This is a genomic window from Rathayibacter sp. AY1F2 (genome assembly GCF_002930885.1).
Classification (GTDB): domain Bacteria; phylum Actinomycetota; class Actinomycetes; order Actinomycetales; family Microbacteriaceae; genus Rathayibacter.
Window position 1 is genome coordinate 34,923 of record NZ_PSVG01000016.1, and the last position, 23,538, is coordinate 58,460.

Genomic DNA, 23,538 nt, shown 5'->3' on the forward strand with positions numbered 1-23,538 from the left:
CCAGGGTCGGTGTCAGCCCCGGTAGCGCTCGCCGACCGGCACCTCGACCGGCAGCCGGTTGCCCGCCTGGGCGAGCGGGCAGGCCCAGGCCGGGTCGTAGGCGCAGGAGGGGTTGTAGGCGAAGTTGAAGTCGAGGACCAGCGTCCCCGGGGCGGAGCCCGGGCCGAGGTCGGCGCCCTTCACGGTGTCCAGGAGGTAGCGGCCGCCGCCGTAGGTGCCGCCGGGTGTCCCCGCGAGGGCGTCCTTGACCGGCAGGAACAGTCCTCCTCCGTAGGACGCGAGGCGCCAGACGTCGAGGCTGCCGGCGTCCGGCACCTCGACCGTGCCGACCAGCTCGAAGGGGACGGTGCCGTCGGTGCCGGTCTCCACGTCCATCCGCCGCGCCTCCTCGGCCGGAGCCACCTCGAGCTCGAAGCGCCAGGCCGCGTCGTAGGGCGCGATCGGCAGCGAGCGGAAGTGCGCGCGGTCGGCCGGGAGGAGGGGGGTGGAGGGGTGCTGCGCGAAGAGCGCGTTGCGCCCGCGGATCCAGGACGCGTGCGCGGCGAGCAGGTCCACGTTCGAGAGCCGGCGCACCTCCGCGTAGAGGGCCTGGACATGGCGGCGCCAGTCCGACACCTCGACCGCCGTCGTGAGGCGGCGGCGGGGCGAGACGCCGTCGTCGTCCTGCTCCTCCTCGTCGGCGGAGGGCCACTGGAGGCGCAGGAGCTCCGAGCGCGACAGCTCGGTCTCCTCCTCGGCGACACCGTCGGGGCTCATGCGGCGGACTCCCCGCGCGGGCGGGTGTCGGCACCGAGATCGTGGCGCCAGGACGGGGCGAGGGAGCGGATGCGGATGCCGCGCCACTGCCAGAACGCCCACATCGAAGGCCAGAGCGCGGCCGAGGCGAGACCCGCCGAGAACTCGAGGCGGTCGCGGAAGAGCGTGCGCCCGTCAGGGAGCGGGGCCACGGCCATGCGGTGGTCCCACGCGGTGATCAGTCGGAGGGAGCCGGTGAGGGGCCCGCCGCTGTCGCGCAGGATCCGCACGTCGGGCATCGAGGGGACGCGGCGGTAGGAGAGGTCGATCTCCTGCGCGCCCATCGGCACGATCCCGAGGGCGTCCATCGCGACCTCGTGGGAGCCGAGCCCCCAGGTCGGGCGGAAGCCGCCCTCGTCCAGCGACGCGGCGGTCAGGAGCGGGGACATCACCTCCCGGAACACGGCCGGACTCTGCAGGGCGCGCCAGGCGGAGTCTGCGTCGGTGTCGAGCACGTGCTTGAGCATTACCTTCACGAGGAACATCCTCCTCCGCCCGCCCCTGCGCGGGAACCGGGTGCGCGCGGAGCCCCGGACGTGTATGCGCCTCCGGGGCTCGCTACCGTGTCAGGGTGACCGCTCCCGCCGCCTCCGTCGACCAGTCGACCTACCAGATCCGCTTCGAGTGGGGGGCCCGCGCCCTCCGCGTGCTCGCCCCCGCCCACGTCACGGTGCTCGTCGACGCTCTGCCCGGAGGCGAGAGCCCCGACCTCGGGGGAGTGGAGGGCCGCGTCGTCCGCGCGGGCCTGGCCGACCGCTCGGCCGTCGCCCGCTGGATCCTGGAGCGCCAGCACGAGAACGGCGGGCGCACCAGCGTCAACGTGATCGCACTCGGCGACATCGACGACAGCGGAGCGGCGCGGTTCGCGATGGAGGACCAGCTGGCGGCCGGCGCCGTCGTCGACGCGCTCATCGGATTGGGCATCGACCACGTCTCGCCCGAGGCCGCGGTGGCCTGCGCGTCCTACGAGGGCCTGCGCCGGGCGTGCGCGCACCTGCTCACCGCGTCCGAGTCCGGCCGCCTGCTCGCCGCCGAGGGGCGGGCGGACGAGGTCCGCGCCGCCGCCCGGGTCGACGCCGTCGACGAGGTGTCGGTCCTCCGCTGACCCGCCGCTCCGGCGGGCGCGGCCTCCGAGCGGTGCAGGGCGTCCGCGGAGCGCACAAGCCCCTGCGGATCCGAGCCGCCGCCTCGACCAGTCGCACGCCCCCGGCGTAGCGTTCGGCGGAGGCGGTCCCTCCGCCCCCCGCCCCGACCGAAAGCTGGCCCGCATGAAAGCCGTCCTCAACGACGTCGTCCTCGCCGACGCCCCCGACTCCGACCTGATCTCGATCGAGGGCAACTGGTACTTCCCACCGTCGAGCATCGCCGAGGGCGTGCTCGTCGAGAGCCCCACGCCCTACACCTGCCCGTGGAAGGGCGAGTGCCAGTACTTCTCGGTGCAGACCGGCGACGGCCTGCAGAAGGACAAGGCTTGGTCGTATCCGCACCCCTACCCGACGGCGTTCGACCGCGTCGGCAAGGACTTCTCGGGCTACGTCGCCTTCGACCGCTCGGTCCGCGTCTCCGACTGACCCGTCCCGCCGCGGTGCCGCTCCCGGTGCCGCGGCGGTGCGTCAGCCGCGCGGGGCGGCAGCGCGCGCGCGGTAGGCCCGGACCTTCGACCGGTTCCCGCAGCGCTGCATCGAGCACCAGCGGCGCGACCCGGCTCGGGACGTGTCGAGGTAGAGCATCCGGCACTCCGGATCCGCGCAGCGCCGCAGCCGTCCGGCCACGGCCGGGCCCAGCAGCCCCACGGCCTCCCGGGCGATGGACGCGAGCGCCTGCCTGCCCGCCGCATGGAGCCGTCCTGCCTGCCGCGACCCTCCGCCCAGCACCGGTGGGATGTCGGGCATCGCCGCGACCAGGTTGACCACGTCGACGTCGCGCGGGTCGGGCGCGGTGCCGGCCTCGGCCGCGACGGCCAGCCGGGCGATCGCGCCCCGGAGCATCAGCGCGTCGTCGAGGCGCGCGTCCCGGCTCTCGGGGCCGACCGCCTCGAAGCGCTCGGCGAGCCAGGCGGCCAGGGCGGCGTCGGAGTCGAGGTGCTCGGCCGCTCCCGGAGGCAGTGCTCCCGTCGTGGCGAAGTCGAGTGCGAGGCTTCCGGAGTCGAACCACCAGCGCCGGCCGTCGGCCTCGGGGAGCCACTGCCCGGTGACCGGCGTGCGCCCGCCGTGCGGGGCCTCGTCCGCGGTCACGGCGCCGGGACCGGTCGGCGCCGCCACTGGATCGCGTTCGCGGGCTCGAACCGGCGCGCGCAGCGGCCGCAGGCCAGGGGCCGGGTGGGCCGGCGATGGCGGTAGAAGAGGTGTCCGCCCGGGCAGGTGCCGACCCACGGCGCGAGCTCGTCCGCGGTCGGGTTGCTGTGGGTGCGCGATCCCGTGTAGCCGAGCCGTGCCGCGATCCGCCGCCACTGCGGTCCGTGCCCGGCGTCGGGCCCCGCGAGCGCGTGAGCGACCTCGTGCAGGAGGGTCTGCCGGACCTCCTCGTCGCTCCAGCGGGCGACGAGGTGGCGCGAGACCGTGATCCGTCGGCGCGTCCAGTGGCAGGCGCCGCCGCGGGTGCGCGCGTGGTCGAGCGCGAAGGACCAGGAGGGGTCGAGGTGCTCCTCGATCAGCGCGTCGGCCCAGCGGGCCACGTCCTCGAGGTCGGCCACCGGTGGCGCTGCCTAGGACTCGTCGCCGTCGGCGCGGCGTCGGCCGCGGGCGGTGCCGTCGGTGCGGGCTTCGCGGTCGGTCCCGTCCTGGAACTCGGAGGCGGCGGCGTAGCCCAGGCGCGCGACCTCGAGCTCCTCCTCGGGGACCCCGACGCGCTCGCCGAGGGCGGTCGCGGCGTCGAAGTCGCGCATCGCCCGGCCGTACTCGCCCAGCTCGAAGAAGGTGAGGCCGCGGTGCTTGAGCGCGAAGGAGTGCTCGAGGTGCCACTCGTGCGTGCGGGCCTCCTCGACGCAGAGCGCGAGCTCCGAGAGGGCCTCGTCGGTGCGGCCCCGCAGCTGCATGAGGCGGGCGCGGCGGACGCGGGCGGTGAGCAGCTCGGCGCGGTCGCCGGAGAAGCGGGTGCGGCGGACGGCCTCGTTCGCGAGGTCCCACGCCTCGTCGACGCGCCCGAGCAGGCGCAGCAGCTCCGCCTTCTCGGTGAGCGCGGCGAGGCTGCGCAGCGCGCCGATCTCCTCCAGGCGCTCCTGGGCGGCGTCGACGTCGATCTCCTCGTGGAGGGTCGCGGGGTCGTGGCGGATGATGATGCTCAGGGCGATGCTTCCTCGTGGAGTGCGGATCCGGATCGTCGCGCGCGGCGGACGAGAGGACGGTCGGGGTCGCTGACCCCGGCGTCGAGTGTACCGGCGGGTCCCCGGACGGCGCCCCGACGCGCGGCCCGGGTCAGCCCCGTCGCACCTGGAAGATGCTCCGCGCCGGCAGCGGCGACGGGGTGGCGGTCTCGTCCGTGACGACGAGGGCGCCGGCGATGAAGTTCTCGAGCTCCCGCCCCTGCACCAGCTTGGAGGGCGCGGGGTCGGAGGCGAGGCGCCGCGGCAGGCCGTCGAGCGGCAGCGGATCGGCCGAGGCGAGCATCACCACGTTCCCGAAGCGCTTGGCCTTGAGCATCTGGGTGTCGGTCATGATCGCGGTGTGCGCGAAGACGGAGGCGAGCGTCGCGGCCTGGGCGCGGGCGAAGGCGAGCGCGCCGCCGTCGGCCACGTTCACCGCGACCAGGCCGCCGGGGGCGAGCAGCGGCGCGATCGCCCCGTAGAACTCGGCGCTGGTCACGTGCGCGGGAGTGCGCGCGCCCGAGAAGATGTCGACGACGACCACGTCGACCGTGCCGCGCAGCCCGGGCGGCAGCTTGCCGAGCACCTCGCGGGCGTCGCCCTGGCGGATGCGGATCTGCGCCCCGCGGGGGAGCGGGAGCGCCTCGCGCACCAGCTCGACCAGAGCGCCCTCGATCTCGACGACCTGCTGGCGCGAGCCCGGCCGGGTCGCGGCGACGTAGCGGGGGAGGGTCAGCGCTCCGGCGCCCAGGTGGAGCGCCGTGACGCTCTCGCCCTCGGGGGCGACGAGGTCGATCGCGTGGCCGATCCGGCGGACGTACTCGAACGAGAGGTGCGTCGGATCCGCGAGGTCGACGTGCGACTGCGGAGTGCCGTCGACGACCAGGGTCGCCGCCTCGGGCGAGTGGCGGTCGGGCTCGATCCGCGCGGTGTACCCGCTGGCGAGCACGGCGCGGGGGTGCTCGGAGTCGTCTCCGCGTCGGCGGCCGGTGCGTTCCTGCATCCGACCAGTCTGCCGCGGCGGCGGGACGGCTGGGCTCCGCGCCCGGCCCGGTCGGATCGATCCGGGAGGCCGTGGCCTCGTATACCGGACCCCGCGGGGCGGCGCAAGCATCCGCACTTGCGCGGCGTGGCGCGATGCGGCTATATTCGTACTTTGCGCTCCCGAGTACCCATGCCCTCATATCGCGGTCGGCAGGTCACCGGAACCCGGCATCAGATGGTGGATGCCGTTGCCACACTCTAGCCCCGCCCCCAAGACCGAGTCGCCTCGGTCCGCACGGCGTGCGGGCAGGGGTGGCGGCCCGTCCGGCGGGAGCCCACTCCACACATCCCACAGATTGAGACCCGCGAGGGTCTACGGAGGTTCCTTCCTTGGCTGCTGCGTCCACCGCGACCACCACCTCACCCAAGAACGGACGCGGAGCTTCGCGTCTCTCGTTCGCCAAGATCAGCGACACCCTGACCGTTCCGGATCTGCTCGCGCTGCAGACCGAGAGCTTCGACTGGCTCGTCGGCTCGGAGGCGTGGAAGACCCGCGTCGCCGAGGCGAAGGCCGCCGGCCGGGAGGACCTCCCCGCCAACTCCGGCCTCGACGAGATCTTCGAGGAGATCTCCCCGATCGAGGACCTCAGCGAGACGATGCAGCTGAGCTTCACGAACCCGTACCTCGAGCCCGAGAAGTACACGATCGAGGAGTGCAAGGAGCGCGGCAAGACCTACGCCGCTCCGCTGTACGTCGAGGCCGAGTTCATGAACCACCTCACGGGTGAGATCAAGACCCAGACGGTCTTCATGGGCGACTTCCCGCTGATGACCGAGAAGGGCACGTTCATCATCAACGGCACCGAGCGTGTCGTCGTGTCCCAGCTCGTGCGCAGCCCCGGCGTCTACTTCGAGCGCCAGCAGGAGAAGACGTCCGACAAGGACATCTACTCCGCCCGCGTCATCCCGAGCCGCGGCGCCTGGCTCGAGTTCGAGATCGACAAGCGCGACCAGGTCGGCGTGCGCATCGACCGCAAGCGCAAGCAGTCGGTCACCGTGTTCCTCAAGGCCCTCGGCCTGACGAGCGAGGAGATCCTCGAGCAGTTCGCCGGCTACGAGTCGATCGAGCTGACCCTCGAGAAGGACAACATCCTCACCAAGGAGGACGCACTCCGCGACATCTACCGCAAGCTCCGTCCGGGCGAGCAGGTCGCCGCCGAGGCCGCCCGCGCGCTGCTGGACAACTTCTACTTCAACTCCAAGCGCTACGACCTCGCGAAGGTCGGCCGCTACAAGATCAACCGCAAGCTCGGCATCGACAAGGCGCTGTCCGACTCGGTGCTCACGGTCGAGGACATCATCGCGACCATCAAGTACCTGGTCGCCCTGCACGACGGCCGCACCGCCCTCCCCGGCGTGCGCGACGGCGAGCCGGTCGAGCTGCGTCTCGACGTCGACGACATCGACCACTTCGGCAACCGCCGCATCCGCGCGGTCGGCGAGCTGATCCAGAACCAGGTCCGCACCGGACTGTCCCGCATGGAGCGCGTCGTCCGCGAGCGCATGACCACGCAGGACATCGAGGCGATCACCCCGCAGACCCTGATCAACGTGCGCCCCGTCGTCGCCGCGATCAAGGAGTTCTTCGGGACCAGCCAGCTGTCGCAGTTCATGGACCAGAACAACCCGCTCGCGGGTCTGACCCACAAGCGCCGCCTGTCGGCGCTCGGCCCCGGCGGACTCTCCCGCGAGCGCGCCGGCGTCGAGGTCCGCGACGTCCACCCCTCGCACTACGGCCGCATGTGCCCGATCGAGACCCCGGAAGGCCCGAACATCGGCCTGATCGGATCGCTCGCGTCCTTCGCGCGCATCAACTCGTTCGGCTTCATCGAGACCCCGTACCGCAAGGTCGTCGACGGCACCGTCACCTCGCAGATCGACTACCTCACCGCGTCCGAGGAGGACGAGTACCTGGTCGCCCAGGCGAACGCCCCCCTCACGAAGGACTTCCGCTTCGCGGAGGGCAAGGTCCTGGTCCGCCCCAAGGGCGGAGAGGTCGAGCTCGTCGACGCCGAGCGCGTCCACTACATGGACGTCTCGCCGCGCCAGATGGTCTCGGTCGCGACCTCGCTGATCCCGTTCCTCGAGCACGACGACGCGAACCGCGCGCTCATGGGAGCGAACATGCAGCGTCAGGCCGTCCCGCTGCTGCGCAGCGAGTCGCCCGTCGTCGGAACCGGCATGGAGGGCTTCGCGGCCATCGACGCCGGCGACGTCATCACCGCCGACAAGGCCGGTGTCGTCCAGGAGGTCTCCGCCGACTCCGTCACCGTCCAGCTGGACGAGGGCGGCACGCAGACCTACTTCCTCCGCAAGTTCGACCGCTCCAACCAGGGCACCTCGTACAACAACCGCGTGGTCGTCTCGGCCGGCGAGCGCATCGAGGTCGGCGAGGTCGTCGCCGACGGCCCCGCCACCGAGAACGGCGAGCTCGCGCTGGGCAAGAACCTGCTCGTCGCGTTCATGCCGTGGGAGGGCCACAACTTCGAGGACGCGATCATCCTCAGCCAGAACCTGGTGAAGGACGACGTCCTCTCCTCGATCCACATCGAGGAGTACGAGGTCGACGCCCGCGACACCAAGCTCGGCAAGGAGGAGATCACCCGCGACCTCCCCAACGTCAGCCCGGAGCTCCTGGCCGACCTGGACGAGCGCGGCATCATCCGCATCGGCGCCGAGGTCCGCCCCGGCGACATCCTCGTCGGCAAGGTCACGCCCAAGGGCGAGACCGAGCTCTCGGCCGAGGAGCGCCTGCTCCGCGCGATCTTCAACGAGAAGAGCCGCGAGGTCCGCGACACGTCGCTGAAGGTGCCCCACGGCGAGCAGGGCACGATCATCGGCGTCAAGGTGTTCGACGCGCAGGACGGCGACGACGAGCTCGGCTCGGGCGTCAACCAGCGCGTGGTCGTCTACATCGCCCAGAAGCGCAAGATCACCGAGGGCGACAAGCTCGCCGGCCGCCACGGCAACAAGGGCGTCATCTCGAAGATCCTGCCGGTCGAGGACATGCCGTTCCTCGCCGACGGCACCCCGGTCGACATCGTCCTCAACCCGCTCGGCGTCCCCGGCCGCATGAACTTCGGCCAGGTCCTCGAGATCCACCTCGGCTGGATCGCGAAGCAGGGCTGGAAGGTCGAGGGCCAGCCGGAGTGGGCCGCGCGCCTGCCCGAGCACGCCCGTGAGGCGGCGCCCGGCACCAAGGTCGCGACCCCCGTCTTCGACGGCGCGGCGGAGGAGGAGCTCGCAGGGCTCCTCGACTCCACCACCCCGACCCGCGACGGAGAGCGCCTGATCGGCTCGTCCGGCAAGACGCAGCTGTTCGACGGCCGCTCCGGGGAGCCCTTCCCGGACCCGGTCTCGGTCGGCTACATGTACATCCTGAAGCTGCACCACCTGGTCGACGACAAGATCCACGCGCGCTCGACGGGCCCGTACTCGATGATCACCCAGCAGCCGCTCGGCGGTAAGGCGCAGTTCGGCGGACAGCGCTTCGGCGAGATGGAGGTGTGGGCCCTCGAGGCCTACGGCGCCGCCTACGCCCTCCAGGAGCTCCTCACCATCAAGTCGGACGACATCCTCGGCCGAGTGAAGGTGTACGAGGCCATCGTCAAGGGTGAGAACATCCAGGAGCCCGGCATCCCGGAGTCCTTCAAGGTCCTCATCAAGGAGATGCAGTCCCTGTGCCTGAACGTCGAGGTCCTCTCGGCCGACGGCACCGCGGTCAGCCTGCGCGACACCGATGACGAGGTCTACCGCGCCGCGGAAGAGCTCGGCATCAACATCTCCTCCCGGTTCGAGTCGTCCTCCGTCGACGACATCTGATCCGCGCCAGCATCTGACGACCTCCCGTCTCTGACGAGACACCCTGTTTTCCGACAAGGAGAAAACATTGCTCGACGTAACCACTTTCGATGAGCTGCGCATCGGCCTCGCAACGGCCGATGACATCCGTCGCTGGTCGCACGGTGAAGTGAAGAAGCCCGAGACCATCAACTACCGCACCCTGAAGCCCGAGAAGGACGGCCTGTTCGGCGAGCAGATCTTCGGACCCTCTCGCGACTGGGAGTGCTCCTGCGGCAAGTACAAGCGAGTCCGCTTCAAGGGCATCGTCTGCGAGCGCTGCGGCGTCGAGGTCACCAAGTCCTCGGTCCGCCGCGAGCGGATGGGCCACATCGAGCTCGCCGCCCCCGTCACCCACATCTGGTACTTCAAGGGCGTCCCCTCGCGCCTCGGATACCTGCTGGACATGGCGCCGAAGGACCTCGAGAAGGTCATCTACTTCGCGGCGTACATGATCATCGACGTGGACGACGACGGCCGTCACGCCGACATGCCCGGCCTCGAGAACGAGCTCCGGCTCGAGATCAAGACCCTCTCGGACCAGCGCGACTCCCGCATCGCGGACCGACTGGCTCGCCTGGAGACCGACCTCGCCGCCCTGGAGGCGGAGGGCGCCAAGAGCGACCAGAAGCGCCGCACCAAGGACGGCGCCGAGAAGGAGATGGGCCAGATCCGCAAGTCCTTCGACGAGGACATCGCGCGGCTCGAGAGTGTGTGGGAGCAGTTCCGCACCCTCAAGGTCGGCGACCTCAAGCCCGAGGACGCGGTCTTCAACGAGCTCGTCGACCGGTACGGCGTCTACTTCGAGGCCTACATGGGCGCCGAGGCGATCAAGAAGCGCCTCGAGCAGTTCGACCTCCAGGCCGAGGCCGAGACGCTGCACCTGCAGATCGCCGAGGGCAAGGGTCAGAAGAAGATCCGCGCCATCAAGCGCCTGCGCGTCGTCAACTCGTTCCTCGCCACCGGCAACTCGCCGGCCGCGATGGTCCTCGACGTCGTCCCGGTCATCCCGCCGGAGCTGCGCCCGATGGTGCAGCTCGACGGAGGCCGGTTCGCGACCAGCGACCTGAACGACCTCTACCGTCGCGTGATCAACCGCAACAACCGACTCCGCCGCCTGCTCGACCTCGGTGCCCCCGAGATCATCGTGAACAACGAGAAGCGCATGCTCCAGGAGGCGGTCGACGCCCTCTTCGACAACGGCCGCCGCGGCCGCCCCGTCACCGGAACCGGCAACCGCGCCCTCAAGTCCCTGAGCGACATGCTCAAGGGAAAGCAGGGTCGCTTCCGCCAGAACCTGCTGGGCAAGCGCGTCGACTACTCGGGCCGCTCGGTCATCATCGTCGGCCCGCAGCTCAAGCTGCACCAGTGCGGTCTGCCCAAGCAGATGGCGCTGGAGCTGTTCAAGCCGTTCGTGATCAAGCGCCTGATCGACCTGTCGCACGCGCAGAACATCAAGGCCGCCAAGCGCATGGTGGAGCGCTCGCGCCCGCAGGTGTGGGACGTGCTCGAGGAGATCATCCGCGAGCGCCCCGTCCTGCTGAACCGTGCGCCCACGCTGCACCGTCTCGGCATCCAGGCCTTCGAGCCCCAGCTGGTCGAGGGCAAGGCGATCCAGCTGCACCCGCTCGTCTGCGCCGCGTTCAACGCGGACTTCGACGGCGACCAGATGGCCGTCCACCTGCCGCTGTCCGTCGAGGCCCAGGCCGAGGCGCGCATCCTGATGCTCGCGTCGAACAACATCCTCAAGCCCTCGGACGGCCGTCCGGTCACCCTGCCCACGCAGGACATGATCATCGGCCTCCACCACCTGACGACGATCCGCGAGGGCGCCGCCGGCGAGGGCCGCGCGTTCTCCTCCGTCTCGGAGGCGATCCTCGCGAAGGACCAGGGCTCGCTGCACCTGAACTCGAAGGTCAGGATCCGCATGTCGGACGTGTACTTCGCGCAGGGTCAGGCACCCGAGGGCGTCGAGATCGACGAGAACGGCAAGGTCATCGCGCCGGTCCTCCTCGAGACCACGCTCGGCCGCGCCCTCTTCAACGAGGCGCTGCCGGTCGACTACCCCTACTTCGAGCAGGTCGCCGACAAGACGACCATCTCCGGGATCGTCAACGACCTCGCGGAGCGCTACCCGAAGGTGGAGGTCGCCGCCTCCCTCGACCGGATCAAGGACGCCGGCTTCTACTGGGCCACCCGCTCGGGTGTCACCGTGGCGCTGTCCGACATCCTCACGCCTCCGTCGAAGCCCGAGATCATCGCGGGCTACGAGAAGAAGGCCGCGAAGGTCGAGTCCGAGTACGACAAGGGTCTGACCACTCAGGCCGAGCGCCGCCAGGAGCTCGTGAAGATCTGGACCGAGGCGACCGACGAGGTCGCCAAGGCCATGCGCGCGAACTTCCCGACGGACAACACCATCAACCGCATGGTCACCTCCGGTGCCCGCGGCAACTGGCTGCAGGTGCGCAACATCGCCGGCATGCGAGGCCTGGTGAACAACCCGAAGGGCGAGATCATCGCCCGACCGATCATCTCCTCGTACCGCGAGGGCCTGTCGGTCGCCGAGTACTTCATCGCCACGCACGGTGCCCGCAAGGGCCTGGCCGACACCGCGCTCCGCACCGCGGACTCGGGCTACCTGACGCGTCGACTCGTCGACGTCTCGCAGGACGTCATCATCCGCGAGGAGGACTGCGGCACCTCGAAGGGCCTCGACCTGCCGATCATGCTCCAGGACGCCACCGGCGCCTGGATCAAGGACTCCAACGTCGAGAACTCCGTCTACGCCCGTTCGCTCGCCACCCCGGCGTCGAACGAGGCCGGCGAGCTCGTCGCCGAGGCCGGCGAGGACGTGGGCGACGTGCTCATCGAGAAGCTGGTCGGAGCGGGCGTGCGCCACATCAAGGTGCGCTCCGTCCTGACCTGCGAGTCCGCCGTCGGCGTCTGCGCGGCCTGCTACGGCCGCTCGCTCGCCACCGGCAAGCTCGTCGACATCGGAGAGGCCGTCGGCATCATCGCGGCCCAGTCGATCGGCGAGCCCGGCACGCAGCTCACGATGCGCACCTTCCACACCGGTGGATCGGCCTCGGCCGACGACATCACGCAGGGTCTTCCCCGCGTGCAGGAGCTCTTCGAGGCCCGCACCCCCAAGGGCGCGTCGCCGATCGCGGAGGCCGCCGGCCGGATCACCATCGAGGACACCGACCGTGCCCGCCGCGTCATCCTCCAGCCGGACAACGGCGACGAGGCGGTCATCTACCCGGTGCTCAAGCGCTCGCAGCTCCTCATCGAGGACGGCCAGCACGTCGAGCTCGGGCAGCAGCTGCACGTCGGAACGGTCGACCCCAAGGAGGTCCTGCGCGTGCTGGGCGTCCGCGAGGTCCAGAAGCACCTGGTGGGCGGCGTCCAGGGCGTCTACCGCTCGCAGGGTGTGCCGATCCACGACAAGCACATCGAGGTCATCGTGCGTCAGATGCTCCGCAAGGTCACCGTGGTCGACCACGGCGACACGGAGCTGCTGCCGGGCGAGCTCGTCGACCGCTCGCGCTACAGCGAGGTCAACCGTGCGGCTCTGACCGAGGGCAAGCGGACCGCGTCCGCCCGCCAGGAGGTCATGGGCATCACCAAGGCCTCGCTCGCGACCGAGTCGTGGCTGTCGGCCGCGTCCTTCCAGGAGACCACCCGCGTCCTGACGCAGGCGGCCATGGAGGGCAAGCGCGACCCGCTGATGGGCCTGAAGGAGAACGTGATCATCGGAAAGCTGATCCCGGCGGGAACCGGTCTGCCCAAGTACCGGAACGTGTCGGTCGAGGCGACCGAGGAGGCGAAGGCCGAGCGGTACCCCAACCGCATCTTCGCGGACGACGCCGCGTTCAGCGACGCCGACCTCTCGTTCGTCGACTTCGACTCGTTCTCGAGCGACGGCTACGAGCCGGGCAACTACAGCTGATCCAGGTGAGCTGAACGATCGAAGGCCCCGTCGGGACACCGGCGGGGCCTTCGGCGTCCCCGACCCGCGGTCACCCGCACGGGGGGCCGCCCGTTCGCGACGAGCGGCCTTCCCCGCAGGAGCGGGGTGATTGACTCGATGGGTGCTCGTCGGGTCGAGCCTGTACCCGTTCCCCGTCCTGGTCGCGGCACGTGAGGAAACGCGCGGATGAGACTCGTGATCGTCGTGCTGGCTGCACTGCTCGTGGTGGTCGGCGTCGTCGTGGTGCCCGCGGTGCGGGCGGAGGCGGCAGAGGCGGTCGCACCCTCGTCCTGTGGCGTCGCGGAGCTGGCTCCCGTGCTCGCGGGCGACGACGTCCGGCCGCGCTCCGCCGCCGCGCTGGTCCCCATCGTGATGCTGCACGGCTGGCTGGGCACGGCGACGCACGACGCCGACCGCACAGGGGCCTTCTCCCATCTCGTCGACATGGTGTCGTCGGAGTCGGCGACCGCTCCGCTCGACGCTCCCGAGCCGTCCCTCCTCGGCCGGCTGCAGCAGATCGACGGCGCCGCGGTCTACACCTTCGACTACCGCCGGCTCGCCGCGCGCTGGGTCACCGACCCGGGGATCAGCGACGCGCTCGCCTCCTCGATCGCCTGCCTCGTCTCCGCGACCGGGCACCGCGCCGTCGTCGTCGCGCACTCGATGGGAGGGCTCGCCGCCCGCCAGGCGCTGAGCGGCTCGGTCGACGGGACCGCCGTCGCCTCGATGGTCTCGTCCGTCCTCACCTTCGGCACCCCGAACACGGGATCCGACGTCGCGGAGCGCCTCGGACGAATGGTCGACGACTCCGGCCAGGTCAGCCCCGCGGTGATCGCAGGACTGGACCCGCAGAGCCGGCTGAGCGTCTCGGCGATGCTCGCCTCCTGCGGGGACGCCGTCTCCGAGGACGCCGAGCACGCGGGGGAGTGCACGGGAGTGCCGATGATCGACGCCCTCGCCTCGGCGGCGGGCAAGGGCCTGCGGACGGGATCGACCGAGCTCGGCTCCCTGCCGCCCTGGCCCGCCGGCGTGCACGTGACGGCACTGGTGGGTGACATCCAGGTGACCGCCGCGGTGGCGCTCGGCCTCGCCACCGCGCCGGTCGACCTCGGCGACATCATGGTCGCAATCGGATCGGCGACGGCCGGAGTCGACGACTACGTGGTCTCGACCTGCCGCTACACCTACCTCGCCGCGGCGGACGTGCCGTCCCTCGTCGCCGAGCTCTCGCCGTTCGCGCGGCTCGGCGACGCTCTGCGCTTCGCGAAGCTCGTGGTCGACGTCGACGCGAGCCCGTGCCACCACGCGCGGCTGACCCGGAACGTCGACCTCGTCGAGCACGCCACCGGCGTCGTGTCGGACGTCGTCGCGGGCGAGCTGTCCGCTCCGCACGCCTCTCGAGCGCAGACCGCGGCGAGGGCGCTCCCGGCGGCGGAGGAGTCCCGGAGGCGGTCCTCGTGACCGGTCGGCGGACACCGCCGAGGAGACACCATGTCGCGTCAGTTGACGGACGTCTGTCGGGAAGCATACGGTCGGACCGGCCCATGGGGAGGCCGCCTGGGGGACAGGCAGCGCGGCCCGCGCGGCACCCGAGCCGCATGCGCGGGCCGCGCCCGTCTCCGATCTCCTCTCACGTTCCGCGCTCCCTCCGGGTACGCTCGGCTGGACAGTAGATGTCGGAGGCTCCTCCGTGCATCCCGGCGCCGGAGGCCTGATGAGCGACGACCCCCTCGATGCGGAGGAGCCGGCGCGTCCTCCCCGCCTGACCCGCGAGCAGGTCCGCACCCGCCTGCTGGACGCCGCTCTCGCGGTCGTCCGCGCCGAGGGCCTGCGCGTCGGAGTCGCCCACCTGCCCCTCGAGGACGTCATCCGCTCGGCGGGTGTTCCGCGCAGCACCGTCTACCGGATCTGGCCCACTCGCCAGTCGTTCTACGACGAGCTGATCGCCGCGATCCCGGAGCGGGTCCTCGCCACCCGCCTCGACCAGCCGTCCCTGCGGGCCGGGAACTCCCACCTCCACCGCAGCCTCGACCCCGAGCCGACCCCGGCGCAGCGCCGCGAGGCCCTGATCGCCTCCGTCCGGGTCGCCGTCGACGCGAACGTCGACAACATCTTCTCGTCGCAGCACTGGCGCAACTTCATCGCTCTCGCCGGCGCGGTGGGCTCGCACGAGGAGCCGGCGCGGACCGCCATCGGATCCGCTCTGCGGTCCCGCCAGCTGCACTTCATCGACAACATGGCGAAGTACTACGAGCACACCCTCGCCGAGGCGGGGCTCCGGCTGCGCCCGGACCGCGGCGCCGCCGCTCTCGCCTCCGCCGTCTCGGCCCTGATCGAGGGTCTGTGCATCGCGCGGATCGCGGCACCGGAGCTGGTGACCGGCCCGCTCGACCCGGCCGATCCCGACGGACCGTCACTGGCGGTGGTGTCGGTGCTGCTGCTGATCGACGGGTTCACCGAACCGGACGAGTGATCCGGGTCGCGTGGTCCGCTCAGTCCTCCGCGACCGGCTCCAGCATCCCGTCGACGATCGAGCGGATCGTCCAGGCCGCCAGGGTCCACTCGACCGGCTCGCCGTCGAGGCCGGGGGCGGTCACCGGAGCGTCGAGGTCGTCGTCGAGGAGCCGGCCGCGGTGGGCGAGCCCGTCGATCACGATCGCGGTGAGGTGGGCGAGCTGGAGCGTCGTGAATCCCGGGCGCATCGTCCCGCCGAAGACCTGCAGCGTCTCCTCGTAGAAGTCGCGCATCCGGCGCGTGAGCATGCCCTCGATCCGCTTCGCCGTGGCGCGCACGGCGTCGCGTGCAGGCCCCTCCTCCATCGAGAAGGTGCAGGCGAGCAGCGCGTTGTACGACGACCAGTCGGCGGAGCGGCGGAGCGATTCGGCATTGGCCCGCGCGCCGATGCGGATGGTCTCCCAGGCGACCCGGCGGCGGCCGGCGGCCGTGGAGAGCAGATCGGTGGAGCGCTCGTAGACTTCGCGCATCTCCTGCTGGGCCTCGGGATCGGCGCCCTCCGCGTACCGGTCCCGCACGAAGACCTCGCCGACCAGGTCGGCCACGAACTCCTCGCGCGTGCTCCAGATCCGGTAGACGGAGCTGCGCGGCACGCCGGCCAGGCGGATGTACTCCTCCATGGGCAGGTGCGCGAAGCTCACCGTGAGGCCGTGGTTCGAGACGACGTCGCGCGCCGTGGCGATCATGCGGCTGCGGACCTGCTCCGCGGGGATCCTCCGGGCCCGCCGGGAGCCCTCTGCGCTGTCGTCCATGGAGAGGGACACTAGCCGGAGACGGTGCCGCGGGTGGTCCTCCACGCGCTCCGTGAGCCGATCCGGAGTGCTCTGGGGCGTCCTCCCACTGAGACGGAATGTCCCATCACGTGCACGACGACGTCGCGGACCGCTACGTTGCAGCCGGGGCGGACCCGAACCTGCCCCTGCTAGGGGACCCCCGTGACCGGATTCGATCGGTTCACGCTGGCCGTCGTCGACGGACCAGCGATCGAGCGTGCCGCGCTGCAGGCGCTGCTCGCGCAGCTGCTGCCGCAGTTCTCGCACGACGAGGAGGGCGTCGACCGCATCGCGGTCCTCGACCTGGACGGCGTGCCCGGCGAGGAGGTGGCCGACGCCCTCGAGCGTGCGGCGGCTTGGACCGTCGGCCTCGTCGTGCTCTCCTCCTCCGACTCCCTGGAGCCGGTGCGGGCCGTGCTGCGACGGGAGAGGGCGGCGTACGTCTGGAAGGGCGACGACCCCAGCGAGCTCGCGGCGGCGGTCGTCTCGGTCGCCTCCGGCCGCACCTGGATCTCGGACACCGCCCGCCACCGGCTCGTGCACGGGCGCGAGGAGCGCCGCCCGGTGCTGAGCCCGCAGGAGAGCCGGGTGATGCGCGCCTACGGAGCGGGTGCCGCGGTCCGCACCGTCGCGGTCGACCTCAGCGTCGCCGAGCACACCGTCCGCACCTACATCAAGCGGATCCGCGCCAAGTACCTCGAGACCGGCGTCACTCTCGACTCACGGGTCGACTTCTACCGCCACCTCGGCGACCACGACGTCGCCATCCGCCGCGGCGGAGACCGGGTGCGGGCCGGCGCGCAGCAGGCGGCCGGCGACGTGGTCGGCGAGCGCCGAGCCTGAGGCGAGCAGGATCGCGTTCCCGCCGGTGCGCCCCTCGACGAAGGCCGTCGATCCGACCGCTGCGGTGACCGGGAGCAGCTCCCGGACGACCCCGCGCAGGCGGTCCAGCCTCCGGTGGTCGGCGTCGTCGGCGACGTTGACCGCGAGGAGCCCGTCGGCGCCGACGCGGGCGGCGAGCGGAGCGAGGACGGACGCGCGGTAGAACGGCCCCGGGATCTCGTCCCCGTCGTAGACGTCGAGCACGACGAGGTCGGCGCTCCAGGGCGGCAGGGGCCCTGCGGCGTCGGCCGTGAGGAGTCGGACGCGCGCGCCGCGGGGGAGCGGCGCGTGCTCGAGCACGAACTCCACGAGTCCTGCCGCGCTTTCCACCGCGAGCTGCTCGGAGCCCGGCCGGGTCGCGGCGACGTACCGGGCCAGGGCCAGGGCTCCGGCTCCGAGGTGCAGCACGCGCAGCGGCTCGCCGGGAGGGGCGGCGGCGTCGACCACCGCGCCGAGGCGCGCGAGGTACTCGAGGTGCAGAGCCCGGGGATCGCCCGGATCGATCAGCGACTGCTCCGCGCCGTCGACCGTGAGCAGCAGCGCCTCCGGCCGCACGGGATCCGGCCCCAGCACGGCTGTGCGGCCTCCCGGCAGCAGGAGGGACGGAGGCATCCCGTCACGCTAGCGCTCCTCGCGCGATCCGCCCCGCCGCCGCTACGGTGACAGGCATGGCCGCCCTGATCCTGCTCGACGTCGACGGCGTCCTGAACCCCTCCGTCCGCAGCGATCGCGCCTCGGGCTCGCACCGCCTGGAGCTCGAGCCGGAGCGGGCGGCGCTCGTCGCCCGTCTGGCCGCGGTCGGCACGATCGTGTGGGCCACGACCTGGCCGCCGCGCTTGACGCGGGTCCTCGCCCAGGACCTCGGGCTGCCGGCGGGCACGGAGGCGATCGTCTTCGACGGCGGCCTCCCGAGCGACCCGCGGTTCCCGGGCCGGACGGGCAAGCTCCAGCCCGTCGCGGTGTGGCTGGAGGCGGCCGCCGAGCGCGGCGCGATCGGCGCCGTGGTGTGGATCGACGACAACCTTCACGAGGACGCGTACGACTGGGCCCGCGAGCAGAGCACCCCCTTCCACCTGGTGCGTCCGGAGTCGGCGACGGGCCTCACGAGCGACGAGGTCGCCGGTGCCGAGCACTTCCTGGCCGGACTCCCGGCGTCACACGGCGACATCCGGGAATAGGGCCGCCCCCTCCACTGGTTATCGTCACTCCGGGCGGTTCCGCCGAGCAGCGGTCCGCCCCGGGACGACCCGTCCCCTCGTCGATCCCCGCGCCGCATCCGGCGCAGCGGGACCGCCACGACTCCGTGATGCACCGAAGGACAACACCGTGACCCTCTCCGCCCGCACCTCCCTGCGCGTCCTGCTCGGCACGACCGCCGCCGCCGCCGCCCTGGTCCTCGCCGGCTGCGCGCCCGCCTCGACCGACGACGTGGTCTCCGGCTCGAGCGGCGAGGGCACCGCCTCCGCGAGCTCCGGCCTGACCCTGGCCGAGGTCGAGGACTCGGGGAAGCTCACCATCGGCACCGAGGGCACCTACCCGCCCTTCTCCTTCCACGCCGACGGCGGGACGGGAGCCCTCACCGGCTACGACGTCGACGTGATCACCGCCGTGGCCGAGAAGCTGGGCGTCGAGCCCGACTTCCAGGAGACGCAGTGGGACGCGATGTTCGCGGGCCTGGACGGAGCGCGCTTCGACGTGATCGCGAACCAGGTCTCGATCAACGACGAGCGCGAGGCGAAGTACGACTTCTCGGAGCCGTACTCGGTCAGCCCTGGCGTCGTGATCGTCCCCTCGAGCGACACCTCGATCACCGACCTCGCCGGCCTCTCCGGCAAGACCACCGCGCAGTCGCTCTCGAGCAACTGGTACACCGTCGCGCAGGAGAACGGCGCCGAGGTCGAGGGCGTCGAGGGCTGGGCGCAGGCCATCGCCCTCGTCGAGCAGGGCCGCGTCGACGCGACCGTGAACGACCGCCTCACCTGGCTCGACTGGTCCACGAGCTACCCCGACCAGGCCGCGGGCCTCAAGGTCGCCGTCACCACCGACGACACCTCCGAGAGCGCCTTCACCTTCCCGAAGGGCTCGGACGACCTCGTCGAGGCCGTCGACTCCGCCCTCGACGAGCTGCGCGAGGACGGCACCCTCGCCTCCATCTCCGAGCGCTACTTCGGAGCCGACGTCTCCCAGTAGCCCCACCCCGAGGCGGCTCCTCCCCTTCCGGGAGGGGCCGTCTCGTGCGTGAGCGGCTCCGGCGCGGGGGAGCGGCGGAGCGGCTCAGGCAGCGGGTCCGCCCGCAAGGGCGCCCGCCCCGGCGCGAAGCGTGCCAGCATTTCCCAGGAGGCGGAGACGATCCGCCCCCGACGCCACCACCCGATCGAGCCGACCGCGGATCCTCCCGCGAAGGCGGGAGAACACAATGGACCTCGTCCTCCGGTCGTTCTGGCCGATCCTCTCCGGGGGCATCGTCGGGACGATCCCGCTCGCGCTGGCGAGCTTCGCCATCGGGCTCGTGCTCGCGCTGGCGGTCGCCCTGATGAGGCTCTCCCGGGTGCGGATCCTCTCCTGGATCGCGCGTGCCTACATCTCCGTCATCCGGGGCACGCCGCTCCTGGTGCAGCTGTTCGTGATCTTCTACGGGCTGCCGAGCCTCGGACTGAAGATCGACCCCTGGCCCAGCGCCACCATCGCGTTCGCCCTCAACGTGGGCGGCTACGCGGCGGAGGTGATCCGCGCGGCGATCCTCAGCGTCCCGAAGGGGCAGTGGGAGGCGGCGCACACGATCGGCATGAGCCGCTCGCTCTCGCTGCGGCGCATCATCCTCCCGCAGGCCGCGCGCGTCTCCGTCCCCCCGCTGTCGAACACCTTCATCTCGCTGGTGAAGGACACCTCGCTGGCCTCCCTCATCCTGGTGACCGAGCTCTTCCGGCAGGCGCAGAAGATCGCCACCGCGTCGAGCGAGTTCATGCTCCTCTACCTCGAGGCCGCTCTGATCTACTGGCTCATCTGCCTGGTGCTCTCCAGCGGCCAGGGCCTGCTCGAGAAGCGATTGGACCGCTATGTCGCCCGCTGACACTCCGACCGACGCGCGGCCCGTGCTCACGGCCCGCGGCCTCCGCAAGTCGTTCGGCGGGGTGGAGGTGCTGCGCGGCATCGACCTGGAGATCCGCCGCGGCGAGGTCGTCGCCCTGATCGGGCCCTCGGGCTCGGGCAAGACCACCGTCCTGCGCTCGCTGAACAGCCTCGAGGTGCCGGACGGCGGGGTGGTCGAGCTCGCCGACGGCAGCGTCCTCGACTTCGACCGCGGCGTCGGACGGAAGGCGCTGACCGGGCTGCGCGACCACTCCGCGATGGTCTTCCAGCACTTCAACCTCTTCCCGCACCTGACCGTCCTCCAGAACGTGACGGAGGGGCCGCTGCGAGTGCAGCGCCGTCCCGCGTCCGAGGTGGTCCCGGAGGCGGAGCGCCTGCTCGAGCGCGTCGGCCTCGGCGGCCGGGGGAGCGCCTACCCCTTCGAGCTCTCCGGCGGTCAGCAGCAGCGCGTGGGCATCGTCCGGGCGCTCGCGCTGCGGCCCGATCTGCTCCTCTTCGACGAGCCCACCTCGGCGCTGGACCCGGAGCTGGTCGGCGACGTGCTCTCGCTGATGCGGGAGCTGGCGGGGGAGGGCTGGACCATGCTCGTCGTGACGCACGAGCTCGAGTTCGCCCGGCAGGTGGCCTCGGAGGTCGTCTTCATGGCCGACGGCGTGGTCGTCGAGCGGGGCGCCCCTGCGGAGATCCTCCGGGAGCCGCGCGAGCCGCGCACACGGCAGTTCCTGCACCGCCTCCTCCACCCGCTCGAGTAGACGGTCGGCGCTGTCCCCCGTCGACGGGGAGCCGCGCGGCGCACCGGGCGCGGCGGAAGGCGTGCCTATGCTGTCCGGGTGACCTGGAGCAGCGACGCCGAGACCACGCGGATCCCCTCCGCGACCGAGACGTCCGGCGGAACCGGACCCCAGCCGACCCGGGAGTACGTCTGGCCCGAGCCCGTGACGGGTCGGCAGCCGACCGTCGAGCCCGCCGCCCCGGCCGCCGCCGCGTCCGCCCCCAGCGCCCTCGGGCCGGTCGAGGCCGAGCCCGAGCCGGTCCGGCGCTCCGGCAACCGCCTCGCGGGCCTCGCGCTCGCCCTCCTGACGACCGCGGTCTTCGCCGTCCTGTACCTCGTCGCCCTGACGGCGATCCGCCTCCTCGTCGACCGCGTCGGCGGCGACCCGGTCGCCCTCGCGCTCGACGCTGCGCCGACCGCGCTCTTCCTCGCCCCGGTGGCCGCGTTCCTGGTCGGCCTGGCGCTGATCGTGCTGGTCGTGAACCGCGCGGGCTGGTGGGCCTACATCCTCGGCGGCTTCCTCGTCGCCCTCCTCACGGCCGCGGCCGCGCTGGTCGGCGGCTGGAGCGCCGTCGGACCGCTCGCCCTGCCGATCGACCGCTCCCTCGCGCTCGACTACGTCCGCGATCCCGCAGTCCTCGCGGCGGTCCTCGCCGCCGGCGTCCTCGGCCGGGAGGCGAGCGTCTGGGGCGGCGCCGCGATCGCCGGCCGCGCCCGGGGCGTCAAGCGCCGCAACGCCGAGCGCGAAGCGGCCGCGCAGTCGTGACTCCGGAGGGGCAGGGGCAGGGCCGCGGAGCCGGCCTGGGCTACGGCCTCGCGCTGGCCGGCTTCGCCGCGTTCCTCTACCTCGCCCTGGTCGTCTGCGCGTTCGGGGTCCTCAGCCTCCTGCTGGACCAGGACGTCGTGCCCGAGCGCGACGCCGGCCCGCTGCTGGGGCCGGTGTCGGTGGCGGTCTGCGTCGTCGCCGTGCTGGTCGCGATGGTGACCCTCGCCGCCCGTCCCGCCGTCCACCGCGTCCTCGGCCCGTCGCTGCTGACCGGGGTCGTCGTCTACCTGCTCTTCCTCGTCACGGGCGGAGCGCTCTACGGGCTCGGCCGCCAGGAGCCGGGGGAGATCCTCGGCTGGATCCTCGACCACGCCCCCACTGTCTTCGCGATCGCGACCGGCGTGCTCGCGGCCGCCGTCCAGCTCCTGTTCCTCCTGCTCCTGGCCCGTCGCGACGCCGGCGGCCGCAGCCCCCACTGGGGCTGGGAGGGCGACGAGCGGGAGTGACGGCGGAGTCCCGGCGCGGCTCGTCGCGGCGCTGCGGCATCTCCCAGGGCGAACGCCGCTCGGTTGACCGGCCCCGTCACTCCCCGTAATATTCTTCGGGTGTGCGCTTTGCCGTGCGCTCGTGTCGTGCCTCCGGGTCGATGCGGTCGCCGCACTTCGCTCCACCGGGTCCGCGAGGATCCGCGGGTTCGTCCGATCGGGCGGCCCCCACGGCATACCCCTCACCCTCCCGGTCCCGCTCGCGGGGCCGCGGGGTGCGTCGGGTCCAGATGAACTCGGCCGTTCCCGGAGACGGGAGGGCCGAATGTCGACCATCGATCCGCTGTCACCGTGCAGCATTCAAGGAGCAAAACCAGTGCCAACGATTCAGCAGTTGGTCCGCAAGGGACGCACGCCGAAGGTCACCAAGACCAAGGCGCCCGCCCTGAAGGCCAACCCCCAGCAGCGCGGCGTCTGCACGCGCGTCTACACGACCACGCCCAAGAAGCCGAACTCGGCCCTCCGCAAGGTGGCCCGCGTGAAGCTCTCCAACGGCACCGAGGTCACCGCCTACATCCCCGGCGAGGGCCACAACCTGCAGGAGCACTCGATGGTGCTCGTGCGCGGCGGTCGCGTCAAGGACCTCCCCGGTGTCCGCTACAAGATCGTTCGCGGCGCCCTGGACACCCAGGCCGTCAAGAACCGCAAGCAGGCTCGCAGCCGGTACGGCGCGAAGATGGAGAAGAAGTAATGCCTCGTAAGGGCCCCGCTCCCAAGCGCCCCGTCGTCGCAGACCCCGTCTACGGCGCCCCCATCGTCAGCCAGCTCGTCAACAAGATCCTCCTGGACGGCAAGAAGGGCCTCGCCGAGCGCATCGTCTACGGTGCCCTCGAGGGCGTCGCCGGCAAGAACGGCCAGGACGCGGTCGTCACCCTCAAGAAGGCGCTCGACAACGTCCGCCCGACCCTCGAGGTCCGCAGCCGCCGCGTCGGCGGCTCGACCTACCAGGTCCCGGTCGAGGTCAAGCCCCACCGCGCCAACACCCTCGCGCTCCGCTGGCTCACCAGCTACGCGAAGGCCCGTCGCGAGAAGACGATGACCGAGCGTCTCATGAACGAGATCCTCGACGCGTCGAACGGTCTGGGCGCCGCTGTCAAGCGTCGCGAGGACACCCACAAGATGGCCGAGTCGAACAAGGCCTTCGCGCACTACCGCTGGTAGCGCACCCCGCGGCCGCCCCCGGGCGACCGCGACCACCGGGCCCGCGGCGTCACCGCTGCGGGCCCGGTCCCGGCGGCGGATCGCC

22 protein-coding genes are annotated in these 23,538 nt (G+C 71.9%); 15 read left to right on the plus strand and 7 right to left on the minus strand.

The genetic code is table 11. The features are described from left to right. Window positions 1-12: 12 nt before the first annotated feature. Together C5C54_RS12400 and C5C54_RS12405 are read right to left on the minus strand one after the other, a co-directional pair. Window positions 13-756 (minus strand): DUF1684 domain-containing protein, encoded by a 744-nt coding sequence (locus C5C54_RS12400; RefSeq protein ID WP_104288464.1) that lies wholly within the window; start codon window positions 754-756, stop codon window positions 13-15. Then, window positions 753-1,262: a hypothetical protein gene (locus tag C5C54_RS12405; RefSeq protein WP_258063321.1), complete on the minus strand. Its 510-nt coding sequence runs from the start codon at window positions 1,260-1,262 to the stop codon at window positions 753-755. The genes C5C54_RS12400 and C5C54_RS12405 overlap by 4 nt, the downstream gene beginning before the upstream one ends. Before the next feature lie 104 nt (window positions 1,263-1,366). Between C5C54_RS12405 and C5C54_RS12410 the strand changes: the two genes are divergently transcribed. Together C5C54_RS12410 and C5C54_RS12415 are read left to right on the plus strand one after the other, a co-directional pair. Further along, window positions 1,367-1,900: a 2-phosphosulfolactate phosphatase gene (locus C5C54_RS12410; protein ID WP_104288466.1), complete on the plus strand. Its 534-nt coding sequence runs from the start codon at window positions 1,367-1,369 to the stop codon at window positions 1,898-1,900. Window positions 1,901-2,063: 163 nt separating this feature from the next. Further along, window positions 2,064-2,366 (plus strand): DUF427 domain-containing protein, encoded by a 303-nt coding sequence (locus C5C54_RS12415; protein WP_104224584.1) that lies wholly within the window; start codon window positions 2,064-2,066, stop codon window positions 2,364-2,366. Window positions 2,367-2,408: 42 nt separating this feature from the next. Here the strand turns inward: C5C54_RS12415 and C5C54_RS12420 are convergent, their stop codons facing one another. From C5C54_RS12420 to C5C54_RS12435, 4 genes are all read right to left on the minus strand, one after another. Continuing rightward, on the minus strand, window positions 2,409-3,029 hold the full coding sequence (locus tag C5C54_RS12420; protein ID WP_104247605.1) for a CGNR zinc finger domain-containing protein: 621 nt from the start codon (window positions 3,027-3,029) through the stop codon (window positions 2,409-2,411). Beyond that, window positions 3,026-3,487 (minus strand): SprT-like domain-containing protein, encoded by a 462-nt coding sequence (locus C5C54_RS12425; RefSeq protein WP_104247588.1) that lies wholly within the window; start codon window positions 3,485-3,487, stop codon window positions 3,026-3,028. Before C5C54_RS12425 ends, C5C54_RS12420 begins: the two co-directional genes overlap by 4 nt. Before the next feature lie 12 nt (window positions 3,488-3,499). Further along, window positions 3,500-3,829, minus strand: a complete 330-nt coding sequence (locus tag C5C54_RS18000) for a hypothetical protein (RefSeq protein WP_181027192.1) — start codon at window positions 3,827-3,829, stop codon at window positions 3,500-3,502. 379 nt (window positions 3,830-4,208) lie between these two features. Continuing rightward, window positions 4,209-5,099: a spermidine synthase gene (locus tag C5C54_RS12435; RefSeq protein WP_104226766.1), complete on the minus strand. Its 891-nt coding sequence runs from the start codon at window positions 5,097-5,099 to the stop codon at window positions 4,209-4,211. 371 nt (window positions 5,100-5,470) lie between these two features. Between C5C54_RS12435 and rpoB the strand changes: the two genes are divergently transcribed. The 4 genes from rpoB to C5C54_RS12455 all read left to right on the plus strand — a co-directional run bounded on the left by rpoB (window position 5,471) and on the right by C5C54_RS12455 (window position 15,423). After that, window positions 5,471-8,962, plus strand: a complete 3,492-nt coding sequence (gene rpoB, locus C5C54_RS12440; protein WP_104224581.1) for a DNA-directed RNA polymerase subunit beta — start codon at window positions 5,471-5,473, stop codon at window positions 8,960-8,962. A 67-nt stretch (window positions 8,963-9,029) separates the two neighbouring features. Further along, window positions 9,030-12,929, plus strand: a complete 3,900-nt coding sequence (locus C5C54_RS12445; protein WP_104226764.1) for a DNA-directed RNA polymerase subunit beta' — start codon at window positions 9,030-9,032, stop codon at window positions 12,927-12,929. A gap of 207 nt (window positions 12,930-13,136) precedes the next feature. Continuing rightward, window positions 13,137-14,411 (plus strand): triacylglycerol lipase, encoded by a 1,275-nt coding sequence (locus C5C54_RS12450; RefSeq protein WP_104288467.1) that lies wholly within the window; start codon window positions 13,137-13,139, stop codon window positions 14,409-14,411. Window positions 14,412-14,664: 253 nt separating this feature from the next. Then, window positions 14,665-15,423, plus strand: coding sequence for a TetR/AcrR family transcriptional regulator (locus C5C54_RS12455; RefSeq protein ID WP_104247591.1), 759 nt, complete (start codon window positions 14,665-14,667; stop codon window positions 15,421-15,423). A 19-nt stretch (window positions 15,424-15,442) separates the two neighbouring features. Here C5C54_RS12455 and C5C54_RS12460 read toward each other — a convergent pair whose 3' ends face one another. After that, a complete protein-coding gene (locus tag C5C54_RS12460; protein ID WP_146076607.1) occupies window positions 15,443-16,216 on the minus strand; it encodes a hypothetical protein in 774 nt (257 codons plus the stop codon). A 183-nt stretch (window positions 16,217-16,399) separates the two neighbouring features. Here C5C54_RS12460 and C5C54_RS12465 point away from each other — a divergent pair, with 183 nt between their 5' ends. From C5C54_RS12465 to rpsG, 9 genes are all read left to right on the plus strand, one after another. After that, complete coding sequence (locus tag C5C54_RS12465; RefSeq protein WP_104247592.1) at window positions 16,400-17,080, plus strand: LuxR C-terminal-related transcriptional regulator; 681 nt, start codon at window positions 16,400-16,402, stop codon at window positions 17,078-17,080. Window positions 17,081-17,787: 707 nt separating this feature from the next. Further along, on the plus strand, window positions 17,788-18,297 hold the full coding sequence (locus tag C5C54_RS12470; protein WP_104247593.1) for an HAD domain-containing protein: 510 nt from the start codon (window positions 17,788-17,790) through the stop codon (window positions 18,295-18,297). Between the two features lie 148 nt (window positions 18,298-18,445). Further along, on the plus strand, window positions 18,446-19,309 hold the full coding sequence (locus C5C54_RS12475; protein WP_374953287.1) for an amino acid ABC transporter substrate-binding protein: 864 nt from the start codon (window positions 18,446-18,448) through the stop codon (window positions 19,307-19,309). A gap of 226 nt (window positions 19,310-19,535) precedes the next feature. Next, window positions 19,536-20,189 carry an amino acid ABC transporter permease gene (locus C5C54_RS12480; RefSeq protein ID WP_104224574.1) on the plus strand — a complete coding sequence of 218 codons (654 nt, stop codon included), beginning with the start codon at window positions 19,536-19,538 and terminating at the stop codon, window positions 20,187-20,189. Continuing rightward, on the plus strand, window positions 20,176-20,961 hold the full coding sequence (locus C5C54_RS12485; protein ID WP_104288468.1) for an amino acid ABC transporter ATP-binding protein: 786 nt from the start codon (window positions 20,176-20,178) through the stop codon (window positions 20,959-20,961). The genes C5C54_RS12480 and C5C54_RS12485 overlap by 14 nt, the downstream gene beginning before the upstream one ends. 78 nt (window positions 20,962-21,039) lie before the next feature. Further along, complete coding sequence (locus C5C54_RS12490; RefSeq protein ID WP_104269385.1) at window positions 21,040-21,747, plus strand: hypothetical protein; 708 nt, start codon at window positions 21,040-21,042, stop codon at window positions 21,745-21,747. Next, window positions 21,744-22,253, plus strand: a complete 510-nt coding sequence (locus C5C54_RS12495; protein ID WP_104247596.1) for a DUF6121 family protein — start codon at window positions 21,744-21,746, stop codon at window positions 22,251-22,253. Before C5C54_RS12490 ends, C5C54_RS12495 begins: the two co-directional genes overlap by 4 nt. Before the next feature lie 355 nt (window positions 22,254-22,608). Continuing rightward, entirely contained in the window at window positions 22,609-22,983 is a 375-nt protein-coding gene (gene rpsL / locus C5C54_RS12500) for a 30S ribosomal protein S12 (protein ID WP_011186743.1), read from the plus strand. Next, window positions 22,983-23,453, plus strand: a complete 471-nt coding sequence (rpsG, locus tag C5C54_RS12505) for a 30S ribosomal protein S7 (protein ID WP_068251443.1) — start codon at window positions 22,983-22,985, stop codon at window positions 23,451-23,453. The genes rpsL and rpsG overlap by 1 nt, the downstream gene beginning before the upstream one ends. Window positions 23,454-23,538: the final 85 nt, after the last annotated feature.

Coding starts and splice junctions, on each gene's coding strand:
- C5C54_RS12485 (WP_104288468.1), top strand. CDS start 20,176: ATGTCGCCCGCTGACACTCCGACCGACGCGCGGCCCGTGCTCACGGCC.
- C5C54_RS12435 (WP_104226766.1), bottom strand. CDS start 5,099: ATGCAGGAACGCACCGGCCGCCGACGCGGAGACGACTCCGAGCACCCC.
- C5C54_RS12400 (WP_104288464.1), bottom strand. CDS start 756: ATGAGCCCCGACGGTGTCGCCGAGGAGGAGACCGAGCTGTCGCGCTCG.
- C5C54_RS12480 (WP_104224574.1), top strand. CDS start 19,536: ATGGACCTCGTCCTCCGGTCGTTCTGGCCGATCCTCTCCGGGGGCATC.
- C5C54_RS12450 (WP_104288467.1), top strand. CDS start 13,137: ATGAGACTCGTGATCGTCGTGCTGGCTGCACTGCTCGTGGTGGTCGGC.
- C5C54_RS12460 (WP_146076607.1), bottom strand. CDS start 16,216: ATGGACGACAGCGCAGAGGGCTCCCGGCGGGCCCGGAGGATCCCCGCG.
- C5C54_RS12405 (WP_258063321.1), bottom strand. CDS start 1,262: ATGCTCAAGCACGTGCTCGACACCGACGCAGACTCCGCCTGGCGCGCC.
- C5C54_RS12470 (WP_104247593.1), top strand. CDS start 17,788: ATGGCCGCCCTGATCCTGCTCGACGTCGACGGCGTCCTGAACCCCTCC.
- rpsG (WP_068251443.1), top strand. CDS start 22,983: ATGCCTCGTAAGGGCCCCGCTCCCAAGCGCCCCGTCGTCGCAGACCCC.
- C5C54_RS12415 (WP_104224584.1), top strand. CDS start 2,064: ATGAAAGCCGTCCTCAACGACGTCGTCCTCGCCGACGCCCCCGACTCC.
- C5C54_RS12455 (WP_104247591.1), top strand. CDS start 14,665: ATGAGCGACGACCCCCTCGATGCGGAGGAGCCGGCGCGTCCTCCCCGC.
- C5C54_RS18000 (WP_181027192.1), bottom strand. CDS start 3,829: ATGCAGCTGCGGGGCCGCACCGACGAGGCCCTCTCGGAGCTCGCGCTC.